This is a genomic window from Nocardia huaxiensis, assembly GCF_013744875.1.
Lineage (GTDB): Bacteria > Actinomycetota > Actinomycetes > Mycobacteriales > Mycobacteriaceae > Nocardia > Nocardia huaxiensis.
In genome coordinates this window covers 4,866,924-4,886,692 of record NZ_CP059399.1, presented here as the reverse complement: position 1 = coordinate 4,886,692, position 19,769 = coordinate 4,866,924, and the positions used below count along the sequence as shown (strand labels likewise).

Annotated in this window: 18 protein-coding genes; 3 read left to right on the top strand and 15 right to left on the bottom strand. The window is 68.6% G+C overall.

Annotated elements, in window-relative coordinates:
- Positions 1-42: 42 nt before the first annotated feature.
- From H0264_RS22065 to H0264_RS22040, 6 genes are read right to left on the bottom strand one after another with little or no spacing between them, the layout of a single operon-like run.
- Entirely contained in the window at positions 43-1,044 is a 1,002-nt protein-coding gene (locus H0264_RS22065) for a dipeptidase (RefSeq protein ID WP_220139811.1), read from the bottom strand.
- A 39-nt stretch (positions 1,045-1,083) separates the two neighbouring features.
- The gene (locus H0264_RS22060; RefSeq protein WP_181579292.1) at positions 1,084-2,082 is read right to left on the bottom strand and encodes an enolase C-terminal domain-like protein; all 999 of its coding nucleotides are present in this window, start codon (positions 2,080-2,082) and stop codon (positions 1,084-1,086) included.
- The gene (locus H0264_RS22055) at positions 2,082-3,344 is read right to left on the bottom strand and encodes an ATP-grasp domain-containing protein (protein ID WP_181579291.1); all 1,263 of its coding nucleotides are present in this window, start codon (positions 3,342-3,344) and stop codon (positions 2,082-2,084) included. Before H0264_RS22055 ends, H0264_RS22060 begins: the two co-directional genes overlap by 1 nt.
- 5 nt (positions 3,345-3,349) lie before the next feature.
- Positions 3,350-4,750, bottom strand: a complete 1,401-nt coding sequence (locus H0264_RS22050) for an FAD/NAD(P)-binding protein (protein ID WP_181579290.1) — start codon at positions 4,748-4,750, stop codon at positions 3,350-3,352.
- Entirely contained in the window at positions 4,708-5,949 is a 1,242-nt protein-coding gene (locus H0264_RS22045) for an MFS transporter (RefSeq protein ID WP_181579289.1), read from the bottom strand. Before H0264_RS22045 ends, H0264_RS22050 begins: the two co-directional genes overlap by 43 nt.
- Positions 5,919-6,959, bottom strand: coding sequence for a ketoacyl-ACP synthase III family protein (locus tag H0264_RS22040; RefSeq protein ID WP_181579288.1), 1,041 nt, complete (start codon positions 6,957-6,959; stop codon positions 5,919-5,921). Before H0264_RS22040 ends, H0264_RS22045 begins: the two co-directional genes overlap by 31 nt.
- A 210-nt stretch (positions 6,960-7,169) precedes the next feature.
- Between H0264_RS22040 and H0264_RS22035 the strand changes: the two genes are divergently transcribed.
- Positions 7,170-7,604 (top strand): helix-turn-helix transcriptional regulator, encoded by a 435-nt coding sequence (locus tag H0264_RS22035; protein ID WP_181579287.1) that lies wholly within the window; start codon positions 7,170-7,172, stop codon positions 7,602-7,604.
- Here H0264_RS22035 and H0264_RS22030 read toward each other — a convergent pair.
- From H0264_RS22030 to H0264_RS21990, 9 genes are all read right to left on the bottom strand, one after another.
- Complete coding sequence (locus H0264_RS22030; RefSeq protein WP_181579286.1) at positions 7,537-8,601, bottom strand: DUF6545 domain-containing protein; 1,065 nt, start codon at positions 8,599-8,601, stop codon at positions 7,537-7,539. The genes H0264_RS22035 and H0264_RS22030 overlap by 68 nt on opposite strands.
- A 3-nt stretch (positions 8,602-8,604) precedes the next feature.
- Positions 8,605-9,078 carry a hypothetical protein gene (locus H0264_RS22025; protein ID WP_181579285.1) on the bottom strand — a complete coding sequence of 158 codons (474 nt, stop codon included), beginning with the start codon at positions 9,076-9,078 and terminating at the stop codon, positions 8,605-8,607.
- A 215-nt stretch (positions 9,079-9,293) separates the two neighbouring features.
- Positions 9,294-10,193 carry a GHMP family kinase ATP-binding protein gene (locus tag H0264_RS22020; RefSeq protein ID WP_181579284.1) on the bottom strand — a complete coding sequence of 300 codons (900 nt, stop codon included), beginning with the start codon at positions 10,191-10,193 and terminating at the stop codon, positions 9,294-9,296.
- A complete protein-coding gene (locus H0264_RS22015; RefSeq protein ID WP_181579283.1) occupies positions 10,190-11,032 on the bottom strand; it encodes a class I SAM-dependent methyltransferase in 843 nt (280 codons plus the stop codon). The genes H0264_RS22020 and H0264_RS22015 overlap by 4 nt, the downstream gene beginning before the upstream one ends.
- Positions 11,029-12,348: an MFS transporter gene (locus tag H0264_RS22010; RefSeq protein ID WP_220139809.1), complete on the bottom strand. Its 1,320-nt coding sequence runs from the start codon at positions 12,346-12,348 to the stop codon at positions 11,029-11,031. Before H0264_RS22010 ends, H0264_RS22015 begins: the two co-directional genes overlap by 4 nt.
- Positions 12,345-13,388: a dipeptide epimerase gene (locus H0264_RS22005; RefSeq protein ID WP_220139808.1), complete on the bottom strand. Its 1,044-nt coding sequence runs from the start codon at positions 13,386-13,388 to the stop codon at positions 12,345-12,347. Before H0264_RS22005 ends, H0264_RS22010 begins: the two co-directional genes overlap by 4 nt.
- Positions 13,385-14,446: a PLP-dependent cysteine synthase family protein gene (locus H0264_RS22000; RefSeq protein WP_181579281.1), complete on the bottom strand. Its 1,062-nt coding sequence runs from the start codon at positions 14,444-14,446 to the stop codon at positions 13,385-13,387. Before H0264_RS22000 ends, H0264_RS22005 begins: the two co-directional genes overlap by 4 nt.
- On the bottom strand, positions 14,434-15,297 hold the full coding sequence (locus tag H0264_RS21995; RefSeq protein ID WP_181579280.1) for a Rossmann-like domain-containing protein: 864 nt from the start codon (positions 15,295-15,297) through the stop codon (positions 14,434-14,436). Before H0264_RS21995 ends, H0264_RS22000 begins: the two co-directional genes overlap by 13 nt.
- Entirely contained in the window at positions 15,294-16,520 is a 1,227-nt protein-coding gene (locus H0264_RS21990; RefSeq protein ID WP_244975912.1) for an ATP-grasp domain-containing protein, read from the bottom strand. Before H0264_RS21990 ends, H0264_RS21995 begins: the two co-directional genes overlap by 4 nt.
- A 300-nt stretch (positions 16,521-16,820) precedes the next feature.
- On the opposite strand from H0264_RS21990, the gene H0264_RS21985 reads away from it, so the two are divergent.
- Positions 16,821-18,803, top strand: coding sequence for a S1 family peptidase (locus H0264_RS21985; protein ID WP_181579278.1), 1,983 nt, complete (start codon positions 16,821-16,823; stop codon positions 18,801-18,803).
- Between the two features lie 25 nt (positions 18,804-18,828).
- Positions 18,829-19,683, top strand: a complete 855-nt coding sequence (locus tag H0264_RS21980) for a leishmanolysin-related zinc metalloendopeptidase (protein WP_181579277.1) — start codon at positions 18,829-18,831, stop codon at positions 19,681-19,683.
- The last annotated feature ends 86 nt before the right edge of the window (positions 19,684-19,769 follow it).

Below are 19,769 nucleotides of genomic sequence, written 5' to 3'. Positions count from 1 at the left end.
ATCCTTCACTCTCACTTGTCATTCGGTCTCCGGTACGAGTGGCTAGCCACATACCTGAGCGATCAGGCGGAGCACATTCGCTCCGTTGAATTTGCCGATCGATTCCTCGGCCCAGCCGCGCCGCCGCAGTTCGGCTTCCAGCAGCGGCAGCCCGGCGGGCCCCTCGAGCCCGGCAATGGTTTCGATCGGGTCGAAATCGTCGAATCCCGGACCGACGGTGGCGGGTGCGATTTCGGCGAACACCTCGGCGACGAAATCCGGGCCTATTCCGACATGGTCGATTCCGGCGATCGCGGTCACGTGGTCGACCTGGTCGGCGAGGTCGGCGACGGTGGCGTTCCGCATCGCGACGAAAGAAGCCATGTAGTTGACGCACACCACGCCTCCCGCGGCCGACACCGCGCGCAATTGCGCATCGGTGAGATTGCGGTGATGCGGGCGCAGCGCGTGCGCGGCCGAATGGCTGGCGATGACCGGTTGCGTCGACAGCTCGAGCACATCGTCCACGCCGCGCTCGTTGAGGTGGGAGATGTCGAAGAGCATGCCCAGCGCTTCGATCTCCCGCAGGGCCTCCACGCCCAGCGCGCTCAGCCCCGCGTTCGAGGCGGGCTCGTCGCTGGCGTCGGCGAAAGCGTTGCGTCCCATGTGAACCAGCGAGACCATCCGGACGCCGAGGCGATGGACCTGTCCCAGCAGGGCCAGGTCGGGAGCCAGCGGACCGCACCCCTCGATGGCGAGCAACAGCGCGATACGACCGCTGTGCTGCGCCGCGTCGACCTCCGCGCGCGTGGTGCACAGCCGGACCTGATCGGAGTTCTGCTCGGCGATCACATGCGCCGCTTCGATCATGCGCAGCGTTTCGCGCAGTGCGGACTCGGCGTAGAGCTTGTGGTCGACATAGACCGACAGCACCTGGACGGTGACTCCGCCGCGGCGCAGTTGCGGCAGCCAGTTTTCCCGGAAGTAGCTGCCCCAGCGCTCGCGCGGGCGTTTGACGACGAGCATCAGCAGATCGTTGTGCGCATCGACCAGGACCGGTCTCACGGTCGTATGAGGTTGTGCGACAGATTTTTTCACGGCCGCTCAGCCCCACAGTTCCGGTGTGGGCGGCGCCAGGGTGCCGTTGCGGTAGCCGATGGCCGGCTGCACGTCCTCGTCCATCCACAGGTGGTTGTCGAGATCGATCCATTCGGCGAACTGCGCGGCATGCATCCCGACCGCGGTCGACAGCGACGACGCGGGCAGGCACCCCACCATGACCCGCAGCCCGAGATCCTTGGCGACCTCGATGCACGACAGCGCGGCGGTGAGGCCCCCGCACTTGTCCAGCTTGATGTTCACCCCGTCGTAGTAGCGGCGCACCCGTTCGAAATCCGAACCGTCGGAAAAGGATTCGTCGGCCACGACCGGGATCGGCGACTGGATCGACGGCAGCAGATGCTCCTGCGCCGCGGCCAGTGGCTGCTCGACCATTTCGACCTCGGCGGCCACCAGTGCCGGGAGCAGTTCGGCGAATCGCGCTGCCGTCCAACCGCCATTGACATCCACCGTCAGGCGCGCGTCGGGGCGATGCGCCCGCACCAGTTCCAGACGGTCCGCGTCGTCGTCGGCCCCGAGTTTGAGTTTGAGCAGCGGATGATCCCGGGTCTGCGCCAAATCCGCTGCGACAGTGTCGAGATCGCCCATCGCGACGGTGGTCATGACGGTCAGCGCGGGCGGTGCGGGGATCCCGAGCAGCTCGGCGACGGTGATCTGCTCGCGCTCGGCGCGCAAGTCGAGCCAGGCGGCCTCGAGAGCATTGCGGGCCGGCTTGTCGTTCATCCGGAAGATGGCCGTGTCGACCGATCCGCCGGCATTGACGAAGTCCTTGGCGCGCAAGAGCTCTCGCGTGGTGGACGAGGAGTCGCTGACGAAGAAGCTCTCGAACGGCGACCCCTCGCCGCGGCCGCGGTGCCGGCCGTCGTCCAGATACGCCCGCGCGAGCGTGCAGGTGCGGTCCACCGCGCGGGCGTACCGGTAGGTCCTGGCCAGGGGAACGGTGTCCACGTCGGCGGACATGAACAGCGTGGTGGCGCGCAACATCAGTTCGCCTTTCGGGTGTCGAGATCGAACAGCGATTGCTCGCGCACCAGCCGGCACACCCGCCGGCTGTCGCGATGCAGATCGAGCTCGTTGTCCGACTGCAGGTAGATGAATCCGCCGCGGCCGGTGGTGTCCTGCGAGCGGCCGACCTGATCGCCGATCGCCGGCAGCCCGTAGCAGCCGGCGAGGGAGGAGATGCCGGCGAGCTGAGACAGCCCGGCGTCGCCGGTGATTCGGCCCTCGGTGTCGAAATGCACCCACACGATGGCCAGGCCGGTGCGCGGTTGCTGCACACTGCCCGACAGTTTCGCGAATTCCTCCGGCGCGCACAGCGCCATGGCGGTCAGTTCCACCTGCGTGTACGGCAGTGACCGTTTGAACGGCTCGTCCTCGATGGTGGCGCCCATGAGGCGGGCTCCGGTCTCGATCATGCTGGGCCCGTGCTCGGTCAGTTTCAGCTCGGTGTGCGAAGGGCCGTTGTGGATTCCGAGCGCGGTCAGCGCGGCATTGTTGTACGCGACGAGTTCGTCGAATTTCTCGAACGAGCGCGACAGCAGGGTGTGCTGGAGCATGCGAATGCCCTTGCCCGGCGTCCGTTCGAAGTCGAACTGCCAGACATCGCTGGTGGTGTGCGTGCCACCGTGGCTGACACTGTTGACGACATAGATCGGCCCGTCCAGATAGGTCTGGGCGAGCACATCGACATTGAGCACATCCAGGAAGTTCCGTTTGCCGACAATCGTGTCCGTCGCCTCGCGAATCTGGGCGATATCGCGGCAGAAGAACACGTCCTCGGACGAGGTCGACATGACCGGTTTGATCACGATCGGCCACTGCCGCTGTGCCTGCGCCCAGCGGTGGATCTCCTCGGCATCCGCGGAACGCACCTGCCCGACCACCCGCAACCCGCAGCGGCGCAGCTGTTCGATCATCTCGTACTTGTCGCGCCGCGCCCGGCTCGATTCCGTTGTGTTCCAGTCGATTCCGAGCCGCCGACAGAGCTCGTCCGCGAAGAGCACCCCGGATTCGGCGCCGGCGATGACCCGCTCCACCCCGAGCTCGCGCAGGTGCGCCGCCATGGAGTCGGCGGCGGCGTACGGCAGGGATTTGTTCGCGCCGTGCGCGTCTCGGGTCCGCTCGAGAATCTTGGGCGGCTCGGGGCTGCTGGGCACGTGTACGGTCGACCCGCCGAAACGGTGGATCTGCGGTGCGAGGTATCGGCCGGTGGAGTATCCGTCGACGATTGCTATCAGTGGCGACATCTGACTCAGTTCCTTGTGACCTGCGCGGTCAGTGATGAGGCGAGCGCGACTGCTTGCCGCGCGGCGGCATTGAAGTAGTTGGGTATCGCGAGGGCGTCTCCGCTCGCCGGTCCCAGGTAGTGGATCGCGGACTCGTCCCCGGGCCGGACCGCGGCGGGTGTCAGCGTGCGGGATATGCGATCGACCGCGGTCAGTCCGGTCGCGTCGATCGCCACATCGGCGACGATCGCGCCGACGTCGGAGTCGATCGATACACCGCGTGCCCCGAATTCCGGCTCGCCCAGCGTGCGCGCACAGCGCAGCTCCCCCTGTGCGGCGGCGGCCAGCAGTTCCTGCGCGACGGTCTCCGGCACCGCCGAGACATACCGGCGGACATGCTGGATGTACCAGCGCCGCAACGGCTCTCGCTGCGGCTGCGGCACCGCGGACCACACCGAGTTGGCTACGGTGACCGCATGACGGTCGATCCGCTGCCATGCGCGACTACCCGAGCGGGAATGCTCGAGATCCACGGCCAGTTGCCGGATCGGATCGGTCTGCCTGGCCGGGAACAGTGGCGCCGCGCCGTCCTGGCGGTACAGTTCCGCACGGAGCAGTCGCCGCCACCGTTGCACGCTGCCCGGCCGATCCCGGGCCGAGGGTTCCAGAACCGCTGCGGCGGTGAGGCTCTCGCTGGGCCGTTCGACCATTTCCGAGCGCACCGCCGGGAATCGCGCCGAGCGGGACAGCATGACGATCTCGCCGTCGGAATTGTGTTCTCGCACCAGGCGTGCCGAGTCGATGGCGCTCTGGCCCATGCCGAGCACGGCGATCCGGCTCGCCTTGCCGAGCCGTTCGAGGTTCCGCGACGTCTGATAGGCCGGCCACATCATTCCCGCCGAAGCCAGGCAGCGCCGTGTGGTCTGGTCGGAGGTTCGCAATCCGGTGCACACCACCGCGCGATCGACCGGAAACCGGTCTCCCGCATCGGTGGCGACGACCACGCGACCACCCTCGCGCGTGATCCGCAGGGCGCTGTCGGGCAGGTGATCGACCAGAATCCCCCGCGCCGCACAGTCATCCAGCGCGCGGCGAAACTGCGCGGACAGGTAGGCGAGAAACAACCCGCGCGGAACATAGGAATCCGCGGTGACCGCCGCCCGGTCCGTTCCCCATCGCGGCGCGTGCACCAGATCCGAACGCAGCCAACGCAAATGGTGGTCCGGGTCGTCCGGAAAGATGCTGTTGACACCGACGCTGGTATTGCACAGCAGGTATTCCTCGTCGTGATCGAAGGCGATGCCCGACCCCGGCAGCCGCGGATCGATGAGCAGTATCCGGCCCGTATTGCCCCACCCGAGGCGGGACATATTCGCCAGCAGCGCTACCCCCGCGGCGCCGCAGCCGACAATCGCAATGGATTCCATGTTCTCGAACCTTCTCTGGGCTTTCCGGCGATATATCCGCACACCGCGAGCGGGACCATGAGGAGCAACAGCACGGCCACCGGGACCGACCACGACCCGGTCGCCGCGCGCAGCGCTCCGGTCAGCACCGGCCCGGCGGCCGCGATGAGATAGCCGATGGATTGCGCCATGGCCGAGAGCCCGGTCGCTCGAACCGCCGACGCGGCACGCAGATTGATCAGCGTCAGCGCCAGCGACAGTTGCCCGCCCTGCCCCAGCCCGAGCAGCACGGCCCACACCAGCGCGCCGTGCGCGCCGCCGACCAGGACTCCGGTCAAGCCGATGACCGACAGCGCCACCATCGCGAGAGCCGCCCCGCTCTGCGCTCGCAGGCGCGTGGCCAGCGCCGGTACGACCAGCGCCGTGCCGATGCCGGCAACGCTCACCGCGGTCGAGACCAGCCCCGCCTGCTCCGCCGCGATCCCGCGCTCGCGGTACAGCGTCGGCAGCCAGGAGATGATCGAATACGCCAGCAGGGATTGAATTCCCATGAAACCGGTGATCGCCCACGCGGTCGGCGATCTCCGTAGCTCGGTATCCCATGACGCTCTCTCACTTCCGGGTGTCCCGCCGCCGCCATGGATTCGGGAGTGCAGTACGGCCACCGCGGCCAGTGCGGCGGCTGCGATCACCGCCGGCCCGGCCCACGCCAGCAAAGTCATTCGCCAGCTGTGCAGGACGTGGCGATCGAGCGGAACCGTGACGCCGGAGGCGATCCCGGCACTGGCGCTCACCAGTGCGGTCAGCACACCCGTCACGACCCCGAGCCGATGCGGGAAGAGCATCCGAATCACCACCGGCCCCAGGACATTCGCCATGGCGATGCCCGCCCCGGCGAGCAATGTCCCGAACACCAGCGCTTCCCACGCCGGTATCCCGCGCAACGCGGTGCCCGCGGCGACGACCAGCAGACAACCGGCCAGCACGGCGGGCACCGGCCGGTGGCGGACCAGGCGGAGCGTCAGTGCGCCGAACAGTCCGAAACACAGGACCGGTCCCGTGGTCAGCAGCGCTGCCGCCACGGTGCCGAGCCGGTAGTCGCGCATTATTTCGGGAAGTACCGCCGCGGCACTTCCGAATACGGATCGAAGGGTGAATCCCAGCAGTGCGATCGCGAGCAGCCCGAGCGTCAGCCGGCGGGCTGCTGGACCACGACGCATGACCACGAACAACTTCCGCCGCTGCTGGCGATGATCGCGATCTCACCGGGTTCGAGCAGGTTCAGCTCGATGATGTCGGTGATGTTCGCGAAGAGATCACCGGCGCCCAGGTGCCCGGTCCTGCCGCCGAGATGCACGATCTCGGCCCGCACCGTGTCCCGCAGTGCCGGCTGGAAGGCTCGTTCCAGCAGTCCCCGTCCGATGCGCGGCACCACGGCGATTCGAATGCGCGGATCGCCGTTCTCGATGCCCGCGTGATCGAGCGCCTGCTGCACCGATTCCACGAGCTTCTTGCGGACCGCGAGCACGAATTGCTCGACATCGATCGATGCGCAGAACGCCGTCTTCAGCCGTGTTCCGTCGATCGGCATGCGATGCCACAGCGGATGCGGCGACCAGACGTCGTCACCGCGGCACAGACCCTCGAATTCCGGTGCGGTGGCGGTGCCCACCGACAGCAGTCGCAATCTGTCGGTCTCACCGTCGCTGCGCCCCAGCACCAGGGCTCCGCCTCCGTCACCGAGCGCGCAATCGCTGTCGACTCCCCACCGATTGATCGCCGGCAGGCAGAAGCGGTCACCGCTGGTGGCCAGGGTGTAGTGCGCATCGGGGTCGGCCATCAGGTTGATGGCGCCGAGCTGGACCGCGGTCGGTCCGCCGTTCGACATCTGATGAATCCCGAACGCGGTCGCCGACGATGCTCCGACGCCATCCGCGACATAGTGCGCGGGCGACCAGAGATCGTGCCCCTGATAGAACAGCCAGGAGTGGGTGACCAGGCCGATGAGCGCGGGATCGATATTCGCGTCCTCGATCGCTCGCCGTCCCGCCAGCACCGCCATATCCGGCGCGCCCATCGTGTCCTCGGCAACGGTAACCGCTTCGATTCCAATGCGTTTCGCGTATTCCGCGGTGAGCAGTCCGGCCGCGATCGCCTCGTCGGCGGTCTGCGTCGTGTCCGGCAACCAGGCCGCTGCGCCCTTGATGCTCAGTGCCCCAACAATTTTCATTGACTATCTCATCCCATCCACCGCCCTGCGGATATGCCACAGCATAATCACGATTCTGTGGCATATTCGATCTCAACCGGCGAAGTGTGAGTCGGGTCACAATTCGGTGGACGCTGCTATTGGAACCCGCTGATCGAGCCCTCCGGAGAGGCGAATCCCCCGATGCTGTAGCATGATCGAAAGCCGAGAAGGGGAAAGTGGTGGCTTGACATGGGTGAGGGAGCAGCCTTCTCCGAACGACTCGAGTATCTGTTCCGAACGATGCCCAACGCCCAGGGCGTTCGCTACACCGCCGACGAGATCGCCCGTCGTGCAAACGATCTCGGATACCCGATCTCGGCAGTCTATGTCTCCCAGCTGCGTTCGGGCCTGAAACAGAATCCCTCCCTCAAACACGCCGCCGGCCTGGCCGCCGCCTTCGACGTCGACATCCGGTTCTTCACCGACGACGAAGCCTGGCAGCGCGGGCGCGAGGAGATCGAGTATCTGCGCCTGGCCACCGCGCCCGGCATCGAAGCGCTGGCCTTCCGCGCCATGGACCTGTCCAAGCAGTCGCTGGCCTCGCTGATCGACTACCTCAAGTTCCTGCGTGTGCAGGAGGGCCTGCCAGCCGACCCTCCGGATCTGCCCGAACCTCGGCAGTGACGGTCCGGGAGCGGAACAGGACCGCCGCCGCCAATTCATAGGCGGCATGGTGGGTCCGGTCGTACTCCACGGCGCGGATGGTGTCGTGATCCAGCCCGTGGAAGGCCGCCACCACCGGTTCGTCGCGCTGCAGCAGCCGCAGTCCGTCGCTGATCTCGATCAGCATCTCGGTGACGCGCGTTTCGGCGCGCAGGCTCGGGCGCGTCCGGAAGCGAATGTGCGGGTAGCGCTGCATCAGCCAGTGGTGCAGGGGCGCAAGCTGTTCGAGATAGGACAGCGCGACGCGGGTGCTGTGGAACGCGCCCGAGACGACCGGGCCGAAGGTTCCCGCGACCAGCAGCACGCCGACCGCCACCTGCAGCACCGTGGTGACGATCTGCGCCCAGGGTGGCGGCATGGCGGGCCACACCAGGACCACGACGATCACCCAGAGCTCGTACACGACGAACACCACGGTCATCCCCGCCAGCACGCCCAGCAGCACGCGCCGCCACGACGGTTCCTGCCGATACGCGCGGGCGGCGGCGCGGGCCAGGGGGAACACGGCGTGAATCACCATGGCCGCCTGCAGAACCCAGTAGATCCGCATATGCGGACTGTCGTCGAATTCGCGGCCGTACCCGACCCCGTGCGGTTGCTGCGGCGCGGCGGCGAACAGACCGACCAGGGCGACGACGACGGCGCCGTACGCCACCCGGGTCGCCAGTGCGCGCCGGCGCGGCGGCGGGTCGGCCGCGAGATAGTGCGCCCAGTACAGGGTGGACAGGGCCAGTGCGGACAATACGCTCAGATGACTCAGCAGGTACGCGGAGTTGACGCACACGGCCGCCAGCAGCGCTTCCGAGGTCGGCGTGATCAGCAGGTAGCTGAGACAGATCAGCCCCAGCACGGCGATCGGCGCGCGGCGCCCCTGCGCGCCCTGCGGCGGCAGCTGCCACAGCGCCGCCAGCACGCCCGCGAACAGCAGGCTCGCCACCATGGCACTGAACTGCACCATGCGCTACTCGATCCGGGTGCGTGGAAAGCCAAGGGCGGTCAGCACTTTGGCGCTCTCGCTGGTGCCGCCGTCGCTCCACAGGATGGTGCGCAGGGTGCGACGGGCGAAGGCTTCGGCTTCGCGTTCGACGCCCAGATCGAACGATGAGCGGTAGCGTCCGCGGGCGAAGTTCGCCAGGGCCCGGGGGCCGATCACCGAGCACAGCGCCAGGCCGGTGTCCATCCGGAGCTCGACGGCGGTGTGGCCGTGCAGGATATGACCGGCCTCGTGCAGCACGGTATTGATGCGGGCGATCGTCGGCAGCGCCGCGTCGTACTCGATGAGGTCTCCGCCGTCGGTCCGCACCCACCGGCCCGCGACCGACGGCGGCAATGTGGTGCTGGAGGCGATCCGGACCGGAGTCCCGCTGGCCTCGAACAGGATCCGGCTGAACTCGGACAGGGAGAACGGATGCAACTGTGCGGTATGTCGTTGCACCGCGGTCAACGTTCGGCGTTGCGCGCTTCGGGTCATGCTCGTAGTGGGGATCGCGCTGTCAGCGATTCGCCTCATTGACAGGACCAAGATCAGCTAGCTCCAGACCGTCGCTCATAGGTTCGGACAGTACCGGTTTGAACCATACGGTGTCCAAATGAAACAATATGATTTCTCAGATCGAGTAACTCGGGCGGCACAGTTCCAGATCCGTTGCGTCACTGCGTCATCCGAGCGGCGTGCCAGTCGGGCGGACCCGGCCGCCAGGTGCGGTGCACGCTCACCGAGGTGCCGTACTCCGCCGAGATGCGGTGGGCCTCGGCCAGTTTGCCGGCGTAGTCGGGATCGTCGTCGGCGAGCAGGATGCCGGTGGTGGTGCCGCTGTGCGCGATCAACACCCCGAGCGCGCCCATCTGCCGTGCGGCGCGGCGGGCCAGGTCCAGATGCGGGCGTTCGCGCAGGACCGAGTTCATGATGGCGCTGCGGGTGGCGACCTCGCCGATGCGGCGCGGGTCGCGGCGGGCCAGGGCATCGGTGAGATCGGCCAGCAGGCGGGTGTATTCGCGGCGGTCGGCGGCGGTGAAGGGTTTGTCGCGGCGGTTGAATTCGACGGTGTCGAGTTGCCCGCCCTCGTCGGCGACCACGATGGTCAGCGGCGGCAGGGCGGGCAGGCGGGCGAACAGGCGTACCTCGCGGTGGTAGAAGGCCACCGACCCCGGATACATGACGCCGTCGGAGGGTTCGATGCCGCGCAGCAGGTCTTCGATCTCGGCGGCCGCGATGGCGCGGCCCTCGGCGTCGGCGATGGCGCGGGCGGTCGCGACCAGGTCGGCCGTGGAGCTGGCCAGGCCCTTGCCCTCGGCGAGTTCGCTGATGAGGGTGAGCCGGCCGCCGCGCCGATCGAGCATGCGGGCGGCGAGGGCGCGGGATTTGGTCTTGTGCGGCGGGATGACCTCGAGATCCCCGTCGGGAGCGCCGGGTTCGAAGACGGCGACCGAACCCTGCCGGATCGGCAGGGTGACCAGGAAGTCGCGCCGATCGACCGCCGTCACGCCCTGGAGCAGTTCACCGCAGCTGCCGAAGGCGCTGCCCACCCCGATGCGCGCGAGGCCGGTCACCGATCCTCGGCTCGCGCGATGCGGCGGGCCACCACGTGCAGGCGATCACCGGTCAGGGCGGTCGATCGGGTGCCGTGGCCGGGCCAGCCGGGTTCGGTGAGCGGGCCGGGCTCGTCGAACAGCGCGAGCACTTCGAAGCCGCTGCAGTGCAACAGGTATCGCAGTTCTTCGGGGAACAGCAGCCGCCAGGCCGTCTCCTGGGCGACGGGATCGCCTCCGGGCCAGCTCCATTCGCGCCTGCGGCGCAGCAGCTGAGCGGGCAGGTCCAGCGACAGGGCCGTGCGCGAGGTGTAAGTCACGCCCTCCCAGTCGATCTCGCGCAACGATATCTCGTCGAGCAGTTCCCGCCGGCCGCGATCGGTGAGCAGGAACGCGCCATTGCGCATTTCGAGCACGAGCAGGCCGCCGGGGCGCAGGCACCGTGCGAAGCGGGTCAGCGCGGCGGCGATATCGGCGCTCGAATGCAGGTGCAGCAGTGTGCTTCCCAGACAGGTGACCACGTCCACCGGCGTGGCGACCACGAGCTCGCGAGCGTCGCCGACCTCGAATTCGATCCCGGGATACTTCGCCTGGGCGTAGGCGACCATGCGCGGTGAGATGTCCACGGCCGACACCGCGTAGCCGAGGCCGGCCAGGCGGGCGGCGTCGCGGCCGGTGCCGGAGCCGACATCCAGCAGGCGCGGCACGGGGCCGTTCCCGGTGCTGAACTCGGTGACCAGGTCGTGGACGAAGCGGGCATTGCGGTCACCGGAGTCGGGGAAGGTGCGCTCGTAGAGCGCGGGATTGTCGGTGAGCAGGTTTTCGGTGGCGAGCACCGGGCCCTCGGTCGGGCGGGTCATCGTGGGTCTCGACTTTCGGTATCGGGGGCCGGCTGCGCCGCTGCGGCGGAGACTGTTGTCCCGGTGGGTGTTTCGGCGGTCGCCCGCGGGAGGCGGCCGGTGCGGTACAGCACTGTGACCGCGCCCGCGGACAGGAATCCGGTACCCGCACACAGGGCCGCGGGGCACCAGGACAGCGGGCCGCCACCGTACTCCACGGCCGCGCCCGCCACCGCGGTCAGGCACACCGTCAGCACGCCGGACACGAGATAGAAAGCGCCGAAATAGGTTCCGGTGAGCCGTTCGCCGCCGAACACGGCGATGAGCTCGTTCACGAAGGGCTGCACGATCATCACGCCCACGGTGAGCACCACCACCGCCGCGAGAATCGGCAGCAGGCGTACGGCGACCGCGAGCACTCCCCCGCCGGACGCGTCCAGGACGGGACTCACCAGCGGCGGAATCACGAAGGCACAACCCATGACCGCCATCCCGAGGGCCATGGCGGGCCCGCGCTCGCCGCGTGCGAAACGCTGGGTGAGGCGCACCTGCAGCAACAGGATCACCACGGTATCCACGAGGAACAGCGACGCCACCGCGGCTGTACCGTGCGCCCCGGCCACCTCCTGCGCCTGCAGGGTCAGGGTGAAGTAGGACTGCGCCTGCAGGGCGAACATCCCGGCGAGGGCGAGGGCGAAACCCCAGAACACGCGGTGTGAGAACAGATTCAGCAGATCCCGTCCGACGCCGTGGGCGGCGCGCGGCACCGGCCGGGCGGGCAGCAGGGCGAGCTGGGCCAGGGTGAGCGCGGCGAAGATCGCGGCGGACGCCGCGGCGGTGAGCTGGAATCCCATGGCCACCAGCACCGTTCCGGCCAGCGGTCCCAGCGCGGAGCCCACATTGCCGAACACGTTGAACAGGGCGAAGGCCGACGCGGCGCGCTCGGCGCTGTCGCGGGCGATGTAGGCGCGCACGGCCGGATTGAACAGCGCTCCGGCGAATCCGGTCAGCACCGAGGCGAGCAGCACCACCGCCAGCGATCCACCGACCGCGAACAGCGCGAACCCGAGGGCGCGGATGGCCGCGCCCACAATGATCACGCCGCGCGCGCCGAGCCGGTCGGAGATCGCGCCGCCGACCAGGAACAGGCCCTGCTGGCTGAGATTGCGCACGCCGAGCACGACGCCGACCACCGTCGCCGACAGCCGCAGATCGGTCAGCAGGTAGCCCGCGAGGAAGGGCATCAGCATGTAGAAGCCGGTGTTGCCGGCGAGCTGGTTCACCAGCAGCAGGCGCACCGACAGCGGGAACGACCGGAACAGGCGCAGGGTATTCACAGCGCTCCCCGATAGCGGACTCCCAGCCCGGCGTGGACGGGGTGCCGCAGCCATCCGTCGGCACCGCCCAGGCCCGGCCAGGGATCGTCGGTGAGCAGCAGGTGCCCGTCCAGATCGAGCCAGCGCGCCGCACCGCTGAGATGGGCTGCGGCGGCGATGCTGAGCGAGGTCGAGACCTGACAGCCGAGCATGACGGCCACATCCGCCGCCCGCGCCCATTCGATCATCGACAGTGCCGCGTCCAGTCCGCCGCATTCGGCGAGCTTGATATTGATGCCGCCGAGGCCGGCGGGCAGGGCGTCCAGATCGGCGCGACTGCCGGCGTCCTCGTCCGCGATGACCGGGATCGGCACCGACTCGGCCACGGCCGCAAGCTGTTCCGGATGCCCGGCCGGTACCGGCTGTTCCACGGCCGCGATGCCGAAGCCGGCCAGGCGGGTGAGCACCGCGACGGCGGTGCCGGCATCCCAGGCTCCGTTGGGATCGAGCAACAACTCGACCTCCGGCGCGGCCTCGCGGATCGCGCCGACCCGGGCGATGTCGGCGGCGGGATCGGCGGCGCCGAGCTTCACCTTGATGGTGGCGAAACCTTTGTCCGCCAACTGTTTCGCGGTCCGCGCCGCATCCGGTGGCGGCACGATGCCGATCGTGTAGGCCGTGGGCACCCGCTCCCAGGCGGGCATGCCGAGTAACTCGCACAGCGGGAGCCCGGCGTCGAGCGCGAGCCAATCGTGCACGGCGGAGTCGACGGCGGCGACCACGGGGAGCGCATGCCGCAGCCGGGTTCGCAGTTCCGGCAGGCGTTTTCGCAACGTTGCGGGATGGCTCCCAGCTCCGAGCCACTGCGCGGCCTCGGCGAGCGCGTTTTCGATGGCCGCGACGTCCAGTCCGAGCCGGGGACTCGTCACCACTTCGCCGCATCCGTCGATTCCCTTGTGCGACAGGGTCACCCACACCGCGTCCCGGGCGCTCATGGCGGCGCGCGAAATTCGCAGCGGCTCGGTCAGGGTCAGCCGAGTCACGCGATGATGCAGCTTCACAGCGACACCCGCGTCCCGGCCGGATCGCGCACCACCCGGCAGCGCGCCCATCCGCTGACCTCGCTTTCGTCCGGAGTGGCGAGCTCGATCGGCGCTGCCGCCGCAGTGCCCAACAGTCCTCGCGCCGTGCACCATTCGTCGTCATAGATGGTGCGCAGATAGCGGTGCGGGCCGTCCGGGAACACGGTGAGCACCTGCGCGCCGGGCTCGGTCCGGGCCACCCAGCCGGCGACCAGGGCCGCCGCGCCGGTGCTCCAGCCGCCCGCCAGGCAGGTGCGCGCCGCCACCGCGCGGCAGGAGGCGACCGCTTCGACCGGTCCCACCCAGTGCACTTCGTCGTAGTCGGGATAGGCCACATTGCGGGGCAGGATGCTGCTGCCCAGTCCGCGCATGATGCGTTGCCGCGCCGGTTGGCCGAAGATCCGCGAACCGACCGAGTCCACGCCGATCACGCGCAGATCCGGCCAGTGGCGGCGCAGTTCCCGGGTCAGGCCCGCGCAGTGCCCGCCCGAGCCGACCGTCGCCACCAGCACGTCGATCCGGTCGGCCTGCGCGAGGATCTCACGGGCCATATCCGCGTAGCCCGCGGCATTGTCGGGATTGTTGTACTGATCGGGCCAGTACGCGCCGGGCGTGGTGGCGAGCACGTCGGCCAGCCGGTCCAGGCGCGCCTGCTGCCAGCCACCGGTCGGATGCGCACGCTCGACCACCTCCAGGCGGATGCCGTAGGCGGTGAACAGGGCGCGCATATCCGGTTCCAGCTCGTCGTCCACGACCAGGATCACCGGATGCCCGAGGGCGCGCGCGGCCAGGGCCAGACCCATTCCCAGTGTGCCGCTGGTGGATTCGACCACCGGAGCGCCCGGCGCCAGTTCGCCGCGCGCGGCCGCCCCGGCCAGCAGCGACACCGCCGCGCGGGCCTTCATTCCCCCGACGCCGGCCGACTCCAGTTTGGCCCAGAAGCCGGTGCCGTCCGCGTCGACCGGTATCCAGGCCAGGGGCGTGTCGCCGATGAGACTCAGCAGGCCGGTCTCGGCGGGTGATCCTATGTGCCGCAAGCCAACTCCCGACCGCGATAGTGGAAGTGGGTGCTCGGTCCGCCGTCGAGGGAGAAGAACGGGTATGGTTCGGCCGCCACGGCGACCAGACCGGTCTCGCCCAGGAACCACGGGAGTACCGCGCTGCCGGTCTGCGCGAACATGACCATCGGGATGCGCTGGCGCCGAGCATGTTTCAGCAACTCGTCGAAGCTGTCATTACCCAGGCACATGCCGGTGACCAGCAGCGCGTCGTAGGGTCGCGAGACCTCCGAGGAGGAGGTGTGCACCGGTTCACCCCATTCGGTGACGCCACCGGCCAGGTCGCACGGGATGTAGTCGACCTCGCGGCTGCGCAGTTGTGCCAGTAGCGAATTCACCACACCGATCACCAGCACCGTCCGCGTCCCGGCCGGCAGCAGATCGATCACCCCGCTGGCGCGGGTCTGCGACTTCGCCAGCGAGGACTCCCCGCGCACGAGCACCGGCGCGGCCCGCCTGCCCCCGGCCTCGGGATGCGGGTGGGCGTGCATGAGGTAGGCATCCAGCGCGGCGATCCGGACCGTGCGCAGCCGATGCTCGAGCAGCTCGGCGATGCTCACGCCCACACACTCGTCGACCGCGCTCGCGTGATCGGCTCGATCGTCGGGCTCGAAGGCGCAGGAGCCTACGGCGGCGCCGACCCGGATGCTCAGAATCTCATTGCGGTACTGCTGATTCCGGCCCGCATGCCGGGTGCTGTGCAGGGTGAGGAAGGCTGCGGCCGTCGTGACGGCGGCAGGTTCGAGGCCGAGTTTCCCGGCGCGGGTCCAGGCGATCAGCTCGTCGAGCGAGCCTGGATCGGTGCGTTGCGCGATGCCGCCGTCGATCATCGGGCGGCACCGGCTTCGTCGTAGGCGACGCGCAGAGAATCGATCAGGGTGCGCGCGGAATCTCCGGCGGCATCGGGTTTTTCCTCGACTACCAGCACATGGGCGAGGTATCCGTTGTTGTTCCGCGCCGCGATGACCTGCTTGCCGGGGGCCGCCAGGTCGTAGTCCACGACGCGTTCGTCGTTCGCCCACTCCTCGGCGCCGGTGATCGCACCGAGCACACCGGTGCGCTCTGGAACCAGGAAAGCGATTGCGGCGCTGCCGATTCCGGTTTCCTTCCGGCTCAGATCCGGTTTCCGGCCCAGGGCCACCTCCGCGCACACCGCCGCCAGATCGATTCCCGTCACCCGCCGTACGAGCTCGGTGATGCGATTGCCCGCCGGCCGCGGATTCACCTCGACCAGCCGCGGCCCGTCCGCGGTCAGCTTGATCTCGGTGTGCGCCACCGTATTGTCCAGCCCCAGTGCGCCGATCGCCGCACGCGCCACCTCGGCGATCCCGGCTTCGACCTCGGGTTCCAGCGCCGCCGGGAACATGTGCCCGGCCTCGATGAACCACGGCTCCCCGATCACCTGCTTGTCGGTGATGCCGATGACCGTGGTCCGGCCGTCGAAAGTGACTGTCTCCACACTGAATTCGGGCCCGTCCAGACACTGCTCCACCAGCACCGCGGCGGCACGCTCCTGGCCGCGCGCATTCACCGGGAACGCGGCGATCTCGGCGACGGCCGCCCGCAGTTCCTCGCCGTCGTCCACCCGCCGCACGAACATCCCGCCGCACAGATCGACCGGCTTGACCACCACCGGATACCCGATCCGCTCCGCCAGCCCCAGCAGCTCGTCCGGATCCGCGGCGATCCCGAACTCGGGCCCGGGAACCCCTGCGGCACTACAGATCCGGCGCGTACTCGCCTTGTCGCAGGCTGCCGCCACGGCCGCCCGCCCCGACCCCGGCAGCCCCAGTTCCGCCGCCACGGCCGCCACCGCAGGCAGGTAGTAGTCACACGAGGACACCACCCCGTCGAACTCCAGCGCCGCGTGCAATCGCCGCACCCGCTCCAGCAGCCCCGCCTCGTCGTTGGTCTCAGCCGCAAGAATATTCGCCGCCCCCAACAGCGGATGCCCGCCCGCCGGCGTCGACTTCAGGTAGTGCCCCAGGTCACGGGTCAAGAAGCTGAACTGATCGCCACGCTCCCGGATCGCCTGCGGCAGCAGGGTACTCATCGATCCGACCCAACTCTCGATCATCAGCAGATGTCCCACTCGGCCTCCTCGCACTGACTGACGGGCTAACGATAATGATTTTCATTAACGATGTAAACCCGTCGGCCCCTGGGACTTCGGAGGCCGAGCCTCAGGCCCGGTAGCGGCTCAGCCGATACCGCCCGGGCCGTCGCCGGAACACACTGCCCGCCTCACGGACCGCGCTCCTTCCTATTACGAGTAGAGGACTACTCGTGACCAGCGGCGATGCCGCGCGGAGGATTGAGTTCCAGGTAGCTCGAAAGCAGGGCGGGGTGTGTGATGAACATTGGGGAGCTCGACGCGGCGCGGCGTAGTCAGGCGGAGCGGGCGGGGCGGCGGTACGCGGAGAGCGAGGCCGAGCGGCGGGCGGTCGAGGAGCAGCGCAGGAGTACGGGGAGCGCGGTCGTCGACAGTGCCGAGCAGATCACGGCTCGGGCGGATCGGCTGCTGGCGCAGGGGCAGGTGCCGGCGGAGGCGCTGGTCGAGTTGGGCAGACAGAAGCCGCTGGGGCGGATCGCCGCGCTGGAGCGCATCATCGGGGCGGCGACGCAGTTGCAGGCGGCCAGTTTTCTGCCGCGTGGGGTGCGGGCGGCCACCGCGGTCGCGCGGATTTCGCTGCTGCAGAACGGGCGCGAAATTCCGGATGGGACCGGGTCATTGGTGTCGCCGCGATTGTTGCTGACCAATAATCATGTGCTGCCGGACCGGGATACCGCGCGGGCGGCGGTGATCGAATTCGGGGCCGAGATGACGGTGGAGAATGTGCCGGGCGCGTCGGCTCGTTTCCGCCTCGATCCGGACACACTGTTCCTCACCGACGCGCATCTGGATTTCACGCTGGTGCTCGTCACGCCGAATGCGAATGGGGCGACGGCCGGTTCGGTGGTCGGATGGTGGAATCGGCTCATCGCACAGCAGGGGAAGATCGTCGTCGGCGAATCGATGAATATCGTGGGGCATCCGATGGGGCGGCTCAAGGAGATCTCGATTCGGGAGAATCGGCTCGATCTGCAACTCGACGATTTCCTGCACTACTCGACCGATACCGAGCGTGGGAGTTCGGGGTCGCCGGTGTTCAATGATCAGTGGGAAGTGGTGGCGCTGCACCATTCCGGGGTGCCGAGGACCGACGCGCAGGGCAATCCGGTGCGCAAGGACGGCCGGCCGTGGCTGCCGGGCGACAGCGACGACACGGTCGAGTGGATCGCGAACGAGGGCGTGCGGATCAGCGTGATCCTGAAACACCTTGCCGCCCAACGGCTGGACGATGCGCAGCGCGCATTGCTGGCCGAGCTCGGGGCCGCCGCGTGGCGGACCACGGAAGCGGTTGTTCCGGCAGCACCGCCGCCCGCTCCGGTGGCGATGCGCGCGCCGGAGGCGGTGCCGCGCGGGCTCATCGCGCGACCGGCGGCCTTCGGCGGCACCAACAAACTGTTGTTCCTGCACGGCCGCGGTCAGGCGGGCCGTGATCCCGTGGTGTTGCGGCGCACGTGGACGGCGGGGTTGAACAAGGGCCTCACGCTCGCCGGATTCGGGCCGGTGGATTCCGCCGACGTCCACTTCCCGTTCTACGGCGATGTTCTCGCCGAGCGCTCGGCGGCCCCTGAAACCCTCGGCGAGACGACCGCACTCTATGAGCGGATCGTCGCCGAAGCCGCACAGCACGCCGGTATGCCAGACCAATTGTCCTCCACCCCAATGGAATCCGAGGGCCTGCGGGAGATCGGCAGCGGCGTGATCGGTTCACTGCACGATCAGCTGTCCTGGCTCGCGGCGCGCAGCGGACTGGACAGCCTCCTCATCGCCAGGATCTTCAAGGATGTCGCGGACTACCTCGACGATGAGAGGACCCGCCGGGCCGTCCTCGACACCGTGCTCCAAACCGTCCCTGCCGCAGGGAATCTCGTGCTGGTCAGTCACAGCCTCGGCACGGTGGTCGCCATGGATCTGCTGACCCGGCTGCCCGGTGAGCTGAAGGTGTCCATGCTCGTCACCGCCGGCAGCCCGCTCGGCCTCGATGCCGTCTATAAGAAGCTCCTGGTGGGAGGACCCGTCCGGCCCACCCGGGTCGTCGACTGGGTCAATACTTGGTATGCGGGCGATCCGATCGCGATCGGTTGCCCGCTGCGCCGGGCCTGGGGTTCCCCACTCACGGAGTTCGCCGTGGAGAATCCGAAGGACCGCGCGCACGACATCGCCGAGTACCTCGCGCACCCGGCGGTGGCCCAGGCCATCCGGCAGCAGTTGGACCGCACCGGCTGACACATCGATTCAGGGGAGCGCCATCATGACCCACTACGAAACCTACGAGGCCAAGGCAGGTTTGAGCCGCCTCGAGGGTCGCGTGGAGACCACACCGTTCACCATTACCGTCCGGTTCCTGGGCGGCTTGACCGAACCGCAGAAGGACGCGTTCAAAGCGGCGGCGGACCGCTGGGTGCGCGTCATCGTCGGCGATCTGCCCAGTGTGGTCGTCGACGGCGAGGTCGTCGACGATGTGCTCATTCTCGCGCAGGGCGCCGAAATCGACGGCGCCGGACAGATTCTCGGCCAGGCCGGCCCCACCCACCTGCGCCCGGCCGCCGCCGGCGCCGCCGCGCATCTTCCGGCCAAGGGCATCATGTCCTTCGACACCGCCGACCTCGCCGCCATGCAGGACAATGGCACCCTCGGCGACGTGATCACCCACGAGATGGGGCACGTCCTCGGCATCGGCACCATCTGGACCCGCAAGGGCCTGCTCCGCGACGCCGGCACCACCAACCCCACCTTCACCGGTCCCGCCGCCATGGCCGAATACCGCACCCTGCTCGGCCCCGACGCCGACCTCAAACCCGTCCCCGTCGAAAACACCGGCGGCCCAGGCACAGCCGGGGGCCACTGGCGCGAAACCGTCTTCCGCAACGAACTCATGTCCGGCTTCATCGCCGCCCCCGGCAACCCCATCAGCGCCGTCACCGTGGCCAGCCTCGCCGACCTCGGCTATCAGGTCTCCATGACCGCCGCGGAACCCTACACGCTCCCCAACCTGCTGATCCTCGCCGAATCCGGCGAACTCATCCCCCACGTCCCACCGGTCGGCGGCCCCATCGTCCTCCCGATCGTCCCCACCGTTCTCCCCGACGACAGCCTGGATGTCTGAAGCATCCGGGTGATGTTGCTCAGCAGCGCGGCACACCCCGTAGGGTGCCAGTAGACGGAGTTGACCCGAGCCATTCGGATACGGCA

Excerpts from the sequence above, each read along its gene's own strand:
- H0264_RS22050 (WP_181579290.1), bottom strand. The coding sequence starts at position 4,750 with ATGGAATCCATTGCGATTGTCGGCTGCGGCGCCGCGGGGGTAGCGCTG.
- H0264_RS21985 (WP_181579278.1), top strand. The coding sequence starts at position 16,821 with ATGAACATTGGGGAGCTCGACGCGGCGCGGCGTAGTCAGGCGGAGCGG.
- H0264_RS22055 (WP_181579291.1), bottom strand. The coding sequence starts at position 3,344 with ATGTCGCCACTGATAGCAATCGTCGACGGATACTCCACCGGCCGATAC.
- H0264_RS21990 (WP_244975912.1), bottom strand. The coding sequence starts at position 16,520 with ATGAGTACCCTGCTGCCGCAGGCGATCCGGGAGCGTGGCGATCAGTTC.
- H0264_RS22015 (WP_181579283.1), bottom strand. The coding sequence starts at position 11,032 with ATGACCCGCCCGACCGAGGGCCCGGTGCTCGCCACCGAAAACCTGCTC.
- H0264_RS22030 (WP_181579286.1), bottom strand. The coding sequence starts at position 8,601 with ATGGTGCAGTTCAGTGCCATGGTGGCGAGCCTGCTGTTCGCGGGCGTG.
- H0264_RS22035 (WP_181579287.1), top strand. The coding sequence starts at position 7,170 with ATGGGTGAGGGAGCAGCCTTCTCCGAACGACTCGAGTATCTGTTCCGA.
- H0264_RS21980 (WP_181579277.1), top strand. The coding sequence starts at position 18,829 with ATGACCCACTACGAAACCTACGAGGCCAAGGCAGGTTTGAGCCGCCTC.
- H0264_RS22040 (WP_181579288.1), bottom strand. The coding sequence starts at position 6,959 with ATGAAAATTGTTGGGGCACTGAGCATCAAGGGCGCAGCGGCCTGGTTG.
- H0264_RS22060 (WP_181579292.1), bottom strand. The coding sequence starts at position 2,082 with ATGTTGCGCGCCACCACGCTGTTCATGTCCGCCGACGTGGACACCGTT.
- H0264_RS21995 (WP_181579280.1), bottom strand. The coding sequence starts at position 15,297 with ATGATCGACGGCGGCATCGCGCAACGCACCGATCCAGGCTCGCTCGAC.
- H0264_RS22045 (WP_181579289.1), bottom strand. The coding sequence starts at position 5,949 with ATGCGTCGTGGTCCAGCAGCCCGCCGGCTGACGCTCGGGCTGCTCGCG.